This window comes from Candidatus Protofrankia californiensis, from assembly GCF_900634765.1.
Classification (GTDB): Bacteria; Actinomycetota; Actinomycetes; order Frankiales; family Frankiaceae; genus Protofrankia; species Protofrankia californiensis.
Genome location: NZ_CAAAFT010000286.1, coordinates 1 through 6,941, shown reverse-complemented (window position 1 = coordinate 6,941; position 6,941 = coordinate 1). Strand labels below are relative to the sequence as shown.

Genomic DNA, 6,941 nt, shown 5'->3' with positions numbered 1-6,941 from the left:
CCCGCCCCCTCCCGAGTGTGTGGACTCCCACAGCGGCCTAGCCTTGGCTTCCCAAACATCTGCAGGCCATGATGGGCCTATAGCCAACTAAGACTGGAGGATAACCACGCATACACGGAAGAGTTTCAACAAAAGATCGCTGACTGCGCGGGCTGGCGACCGGGTCGACGTCACCGACCCCGCCGCGGAGTAGTGCACGTGCCCTCCCCCGAGTATGCAGATGCTCACAGCGACCTAGATCTTGGTTTTCAACGCATTCCAACGAAAGTATGGTCTAAAACCACAGTTTTAGCCAAAGGGCAGGGCGGCGGACACGTCGATGGCCCGCCGCGACAAGGAGGAGGAAGTCCCATGCCAACGCTGAGCATCCTCAAGGCTGACACCGGAGGCTACGTCGGCCATTCCGCTGTGCACCCGGCCATGGTCGCCGAGGCGGTCCGGCGGATCGACCGGGCGCGCGGTGACTTGCTGCTCGACGGCACCGTGGCGACGTGCGGTGATGACCTGTCCCTGATCATGACGCACGAGCACGGCCCGGACGCGGCCGCGGTGCACTCGTTCGCCTGGGACACCTTCCACGCGACCACCGGGGTCGCCCGTGATTTCGGGCTCTACGGCGCCGGGCAGGATCTGCTCTCCGACGCGTTCTCGGGCAACCTACGCGGCATGGGTCCCGGCTATGCCGAGCTGGAGTTCACCGAACGGCCGTCCGAGCCGGTGCTGTGCTTCCTGGCCGACAAGACCGAACCGGGCGCCTGGAACCTGCCCCTGTTCCGGATGTTCGCCGACCCGTTCACCACCCCGGGTCTGGTCATGGACGCCAAGATGCACGCCGGGTTCCGTTTCGAGGTCTACGACCTCTACCAGGAGAAGCGGGCGGTCTTCGACTGCCCGGCCGACATGTACGACCTGCTCATGTACATCGGCGCGCCGGCCCGCTATGTCGTGCACAGCGTCACCTCGAAGACCCGCGGCGTGCAGGCGGCGGCGACCAGCACCCAGCGGCTGTCCCTCATCGCCGGGAAGTACGTCGGCAAGGACGACCCGGTCATGATCGTGCGCTGCCAGTCCGGCATGCCCGCGATCGGGGAGGCGTTGGAACCGTTCGCTCTCGCCTATACCGTCGCTGGCTGCATGCGCGGTTCCCACCATGCCCCGCTCATGCCGGTCCCGGTCGGCAGCGCGCATCCGTCCCGCTTCGATGGCCCGCCCCGGGTGGTCTGCCTCGGCTTCCAGATCTCGGGCGGGCGGCTCATCGGCCCCCGCGACATGTTCGACGACCCGGCCTTCGACCGTGCCCGGGCACAGGCCAACGAGATCATGGACTACCTGCGCCGCCACGGCCCGTTCGAACCGCACCGGCTCAGCCTCGACGAACTCGAATACACCACGATGCCCGCGCTCGAGGAACGTCTCGCCGACCGGTGGGAGCCACTGCCCGCGGCCGAGCCGAGGGTGAACCCGACCGAGTAGGACAGCCTGCGCTGGTGCAGCCAGGGGAGGAAGGCGTGGGCGCCGCCGCTGTCGGCCCGGACCAGCACCGCCCTGCTCCGCGCGAGCCGCCGGGGCAGCTGCGCCAGCGCGGCGCTGGCAACCGTGATGTCGTCTGCCGCCATGTTGGAGCCGGCGTTCCCCGGCCGCAGCAAGACGGCCAGCGGCTCGCCGGAGCCGCCTGGCCCGTGGTCAGCGAACGCCCACAGAGGGTGGAAGCCGAACCCTTTCTTCCAGGTGGCGCAGGCGTTCTCCTTCTCGGAGCGCCAGACGACGCCGAGGGTTCGTGCGCGAACAGCTGCTCGACGGCATGGGCGATCTGTGGCCCCAGTTCCCGCTCCAGTAGCCCACTCCAGCAGGTAGAGGCCCAGATCCAGGCCCGAGGTGACGCAGGCTCCGACGACGAGGCCGACGTCACCGACCCCGCCGCGGAGTAGCGCACCTCCCCTCCGGAGTGCGCAGATTCCCACAACGGTCCAGGCCTCGATATTCCAACCATTCCAACATTAAGATGGTATGATACCAACAAAGATCGGAATCAGAGTCATGCGTGAGGGGAGTGCCAGCAGATGATCGCTGACTGCGTGCGGGCCGACGACCGGCGAGGCCACCGACCTCGCCGCGGAGTAGCCGCACGCCCCGCTCCCGAGCATGTGGATGCTCACAGCGATCCTGGGCTTGACTCCAAGGTATTCCAACGGAAACATGATGCAAGACAATATAAACAGGAGGTAAAACCACATGAGTCAGTGTTCCCCCTTGTGGACGCCCCAGCCACGGTCCGCCAAGTTCACCGCCGACCGCACGCTGCGCTGGACCGCGAGCATCGAGCTGCTGCTGCTGGACCTCGGTCCCAGCGACCATCCCGGCCTGTTCGGCTCGATGGAGCGGTCCCGGCGACGGTTCGTCGTCATCGACGAGACGGTCTACAAGATCTACGGCGACCGCATCTTAGCCCTGCTCGACCGCTACCGGATCCAGCACAACGAGCCGCTGACGATCCCGGGCGGCGAGGCGTCGAAGACGCAGGTGACGGTCGAGCGGATCTGGGCGGCCATGGAGGATTGGAAGGTCGCCCGCTTCGACGAGCCGATGCTCATTCTGGGGTGGCGGCTCGGTTCGCGATACCGCCGGATACGCAGCCGCGACGTACCGACGCGGCGTCGCGCACATCGACTTCGCCACCACCCTCGTCAACGCCATCGACGCGATGTTCACGCTCAAGGTCGCGATCAACGAGAGATGGAAGAACCGCATCGGGGCCTACCATCCGCCCGCCGCCGCCTACGGCGTCACGCAGGCGCGCCGCGATGTTGTTCAAGGTCCACAGAAAGCCAGCACGGAAAAGGAGCCAACCATGCTGTGGAAGAGCGTGTACGTCGCAGGTACCGGTGCCGACTTCCCGCGGAAAAAGCCTGTCGAGGAGGCCATCGACGAGGGGCTCTACGACCCCAAAGAGGCGGCTACGAGTCAGCAGCTATCCGTGACCGTCGCGGACGCCGACAACCGCGCCGCCGACTTTGCCGTGCGGGCTGCACGGCAGGCGCTTCAACGCTCTGGGTACGAGCCTGCCGACATCGGAATGATCGGGCACGCCATCGTCCTGGACGCGGGTATCCCGGTGTGGAACTCGGCATCATATGTGCAACGTGGTATCGGTGCAAGTCGTTGCGATGTGGTAACCGAGCTGCGTAGCGCGTGCGCTGGCGGTGTCGTCGGGCTCATCCTCGCATCCTCATATCTAGAGACACAGCAGGACCACGCGGCGGCTCTCGTAACCACCGCTGACTGTTGGCCACCTGATGCCATCGATCGATGGCGAACCGTGTCCGGCGCCGTATTCGGGGATGGCGGCACCGCTCTTCTTCTATCTCGCGATGGGGGATTTGCGCGCGTCGTTTCGACTTCTACCGCGACCGATCCCGAGCTAGAGGCGCTGGGCCGAGGAAACCAGTCGTTCGGGTTTCGCGGTCAATACCCGATCGACCTTGACCGCCGCGCTCGCGAGTTCATGACGACGATGCCCAGTGCGACCGTATGGCAGCGACGGGACACGGCAGTCCGCACGGCCGTAGACGCGGCGACCTCAGAAGCCGGAGTCAAGCTCTCAGATATCGATTTTGTCGTCTACTCGTTCACTGGCCGCCGCGTTCTGAACCGGGAGTGCCTCAAACCTCTTGGTCTGAGTATCGACCGGACTCTCTGGAACTTCGGTCGCACGATTGGTCATCTCGGGGCCGGCGACACACTCGCGGGGCTAAATCACCTTGTCGAGTCTGGGCGTCTCCACCCAGGCACACGAACCCTGCTTATCGGGCTTGGGTCAGGAATGATTTGGAGTGTCGCCGTGATCGAAACGCTCGCTGAGCCCAGGTTCGGCTAGGCCGAACTTACGTGATCTTGCGTCACGAACGCGAAGGGAGACGCTGATCTGGGGTAGACAGTTATCTTCTGGTGCGGTGCTCCACGGGAGATGGAGGGAAGAGTATATGATCTATGGGGCCACGGCGGTGCGGCAGCGTATCAATTACTTGGCTGGTCCTGGCCAAGGGTCTGCATCTGCGAACCACTCCGTTCGATGTGCGCCTTTTCCCGATGCGGCGTTCGGCGCAGGTGGCGCTGACGCTGATCAACAGTGGCATCATTGAGGTCAAGTCGTTGGTTAGCGACTACATCGAGTTTGGTAACGAACACGCGGCGCGCTGTGCGTTTGCCCCCTACGGGGATGTTGGTTCGATGAAGTTCGCCCTGCTCACCGACCGCGCCCGCCAAACTCCAATCCCAGCCACCGGCGAGGGGGTGCGCGAAGACTATGAGTGTTATCGAAAATAGCTCTGGAGAATAGCATTCGGAGAAACCTGGATGCTTCCGGCGTGTCGTAAGGGCAATGCCCTCCCATTGATCCTATCGATGTGGTTACCACGCCACATCAGAGCGTCAGGAGAGGGCATTGCGACTCAAGTATACAACGGGGTTGGACGAAGAGCAGTTCGATGAGCTCGTGACGCGTGTCGAGGAGCTACTCTCCGAACCGTGGAACAAACCGAAGGGTCGGAAGAGGAAACTATCGCTCGCAGACGCCGTGGCCATCACCGTCAGCTACCTCCGGCAGGATTCGATTCAGGAAATCCTGGCGGAGCGGTGGGGTGTCTCCCAGGAGCGTGTCTCCGAGATGGTCACGTATCTCACTCCTCTCATCGAGAAGGCTATGGACGAATTCATATCGACGGAGGAGGACGCCGCCGAGTCCGTCCGGGACCGTGTGTGCCTGCTGGACGGGAGCCTCGGCCCCTGCTGGTCGTGGCAGGAGCACGACGAGTTGTGGACACGCAAGCACGGTACGACGGGGCACAACTTCCAGGTCGTCACTGATCTCGGCGGGGAGGTCCGCTTCATTTCGGACCCGGTTCCGGGCTCCGTTCATGACTCGGTCGCCATCACCCAGACTCCCGTGGCCCGGATTCTTGAGAACTCCGGGGGGACAATTGCCGACAAGGGCTACCAGGGCTGCGGCTACGTGACGCCTCGCAAAAAGCCGAAGGGTGGGGAGCTCAGTATCGGCGACAAGAGGGAGAACAGGAATATCTCACGTCTCCGCGCGCCGGTCGAGCGTGCCATGGCCCACATCAAGTCCTGGCGGATACTCCACACCGACTACCGGCGTCCGCTACGGACCTACCTGACATCGTTCCGGGCGGCAATTGGCCTGTTTTTCTTCTGCCTGGACTTCCCATTCTAAATCTAATTTTCGATAAGACTCTATGTGCTGCTCAGTTCGGGAGGTTTACATTGATGAGCACGTTCAGCGCTCCGGAGCGTTCGGCATCGTGGCGGGCGACGCGGGTGGCGATCTCGGCGCTGTTTTTCACGTTCGGTGCTGGTTTCGGCGATTGGGTGGTGCGTATTCCGGACGTACAGCATCGGCTCGAGTTGTCCCAGGGCACCTTGGGCACTGCCCTACTGGCGGCTTCGGTCGGCGCGTTGATCGGGGTACCGCTGGTCAGCTATCTCAGCGTTTACTTCGACGCCGCTGCGCTTACCACGGCTACCGCCGTGGTGTCCACGGTATCTTTAGCATTGCCTGCGCTGGCTATCAACCTTGGACTGTTTGTCGCCGCGCTATTCCTGCTGGGTATCGGTAACGGAGCCCTCGGGGTCATGATGAACTCCCAAGGAGCACTGCTCGAACGCCGCGTAAATAGACCGATTATGGCGTCGTTTCATGGTGTGTTCAGCATCGGTGGTTTGCTCGGCTCCGTGGCTGCTGGCTGGGCGGCAGGCACTGGCATCAGCGCATCAGCTCATTTGGCCGGTGTAGCGGCCGTTCTCACTTTGGTTGTATTAAGTGCGGCTCGCTACCTGATTCACGACAAACCCGAGCGGACCAGCCGCGTCTATGCGCTAGCAGATAGACGAACCGCTTTGTTCGGTCTGCTCGCCTTCTGCGGGCTGCTATGTGAAGGCGCTGTATCGGATTGGAGCGCGGTTCTGATGCACGACGTCCGCCACGTCTCTCCAGGTCTGGCCGGCATGGGTTATACCGCGTTCGCCCTGTCGATGGCTGTCTTGCGGCTCTGTGGTGATTTCGTGGCAAACAGATTCGGACCTCGCACCACAGTCCGGCTTGCTGGGGCTACCGCAGTCACTGGTTCGACGGTAATTGTCTTTACCTCAGCGGTATGGGCCTCAATTCTAGGTTTCGCAATCCTCGGTGCCGGCTTGGCAGTGGTGGGCCCCACGGTCATCAGCGTGATCTCGCGTCGTGAACCCCAACCCGCCGTAGCGTTGAGCGTTACCACCACCGCCGGGTACGTCGGGTTTCTCGCTGGTCCACCAGCGATCGGCTACCTTGCCCAAGCAACAACGCTGCCCACCGCGCTGCTCATCCTCGTCGCCTGTTGTCTGGCGATCACCGTATTAGGACAGGCTTTGCCCCACAGGCATCCTGCACCGCAGCAGCCTTGTGAAGCCCCTGACCTGGATTTTTCACCGGGGTGACGAGGTCGTCCCCTTGACTACCGATCACCATTTTTGATCATGGTTTCCTGTTCGTGGGTACGGTTGGGCTGCGACTGGCGCGTCGCGGGCGCCGGTTCCACGCTCCCCGGTGGGCTCCTTCCGTGATCGTCGGATGGCGTGGCTGCGGTCAGGTCGGTGCGGGTAGCGCCTTGATCGTCTGCCAGGCGTGGAGGAGGTCATCGAGCCAGGGCCAGTCGGCACGCAGGTGGAGCCACTGTCCGTGGCCATGAAAAAGTCCTCGTTAGTGGCCAGGTAGAGGTCCCCGCGGGTGGCCAAGTAGAGGTCCCCGCGGGTGGCCAGGTGGAGGTCCCCGCTGGTGGCCGGAGCGTGGTCCCGGTTCCTCGTTGGATGTCGTGTCGACCGGGAGCGTGAGGCCTGGACGGTGACGGTGGCGGTGTCTAGAAGACCACTGAAGATGTTGGTCGAGAGCG

5 protein-coding genes and 1 pseudogene are annotated in these 6,941 nt (G+C 63.3%); 5 read left to right on the top strand and 1 reads right to left on the bottom strand.

Annotated elements, in window-relative coordinates; translation table 11 throughout:
- The first annotated feature begins 351 nt into the window (after window positions 1–351).
- The gene (gene fbp, locus DD1DGNOD_RS15465; RefSeq protein ID WP_131765497.1) at window positions 352–1,473 is read left to right on the top strand and encodes a fructose-1,6-bisphosphate aldolase/phosphatase; all 1,122 of its coding nucleotides are present in this window, start codon (window positions 352–354) and stop codon (window positions 1,471–1,473) included.
- Here fbp and DD1DGNOD_RS15460 read toward each other — a convergent pair.
- Window positions 1,452–1,766 (bottom strand): annotated as a pseudogene (locus tag DD1DGNOD_RS15460) (transposase); the annotation flags it as partial. The gene fbp and the pseudogene DD1DGNOD_RS15460 sit on opposite strands and share 22 nt — an antisense overlap.
- 788 nt (window positions 1,767–2,554) lie before the next feature.
- On the opposite strand from DD1DGNOD_RS15460, the gene DD1DGNOD_RS15455 reads away from it, so the two are divergent.
- From DD1DGNOD_RS15455 to DD1DGNOD_RS15440, 4 genes are all read left to right on the top strand, one after another.
- Window positions 2,555–3,874 (top strand): 3-oxoacyl-[acyl-carrier-protein] synthase III C-terminal domain-containing protein, encoded by a 1,320-nt coding sequence (locus DD1DGNOD_RS15455; RefSeq protein WP_241255748.1) that lies wholly within the window; start codon window positions 2,555–2,557, stop codon window positions 3,872–3,874.
- 230 nt (window positions 3,875–4,104) lie between these two features.
- Window positions 4,105–4,323, top strand: a complete 219-nt coding sequence (locus DD1DGNOD_RS15450) for a hypothetical protein (protein WP_131770444.1) — start codon at window positions 4,105–4,107, stop codon at window positions 4,321–4,323.
- A 142-nt stretch (window positions 4,324–4,465) separates the two neighbouring features.
- Window positions 4,466–5,230 carry a transposase family protein gene (locus tag DD1DGNOD_RS15445; protein WP_131770443.1) on the top strand — a complete coding sequence of 255 codons (765 nt, stop codon included), beginning with the start codon at window positions 4,466–4,468 and terminating at the stop codon, window positions 5,228–5,230.
- 53 nt (window positions 5,231–5,283) lie between these two features.
- Window positions 5,284–6,489 (top strand): MFS transporter, encoded by a 1,206-nt coding sequence (locus tag DD1DGNOD_RS15440; protein WP_131770442.1) that lies wholly within the window; start codon window positions 5,284–5,286, stop codon window positions 6,487–6,489.
- Window positions 6,490–6,941 lie beyond the last annotated feature (452 nt).

Coding starts and splice junctions, on each gene's coding strand:
- DD1DGNOD_RS15440 (WP_131770442.1), top strand. CDS start 5,284: ATGAGCACGTTCAGCGCTCCGGAGCGTTCGGCATCGTGGCGGGCGACG.
- fbp (WP_131765497.1), top strand. CDS start 352: ATGCCAACGCTGAGCATCCTCAAGGCTGACACCGGAGGCTACGTCGGC.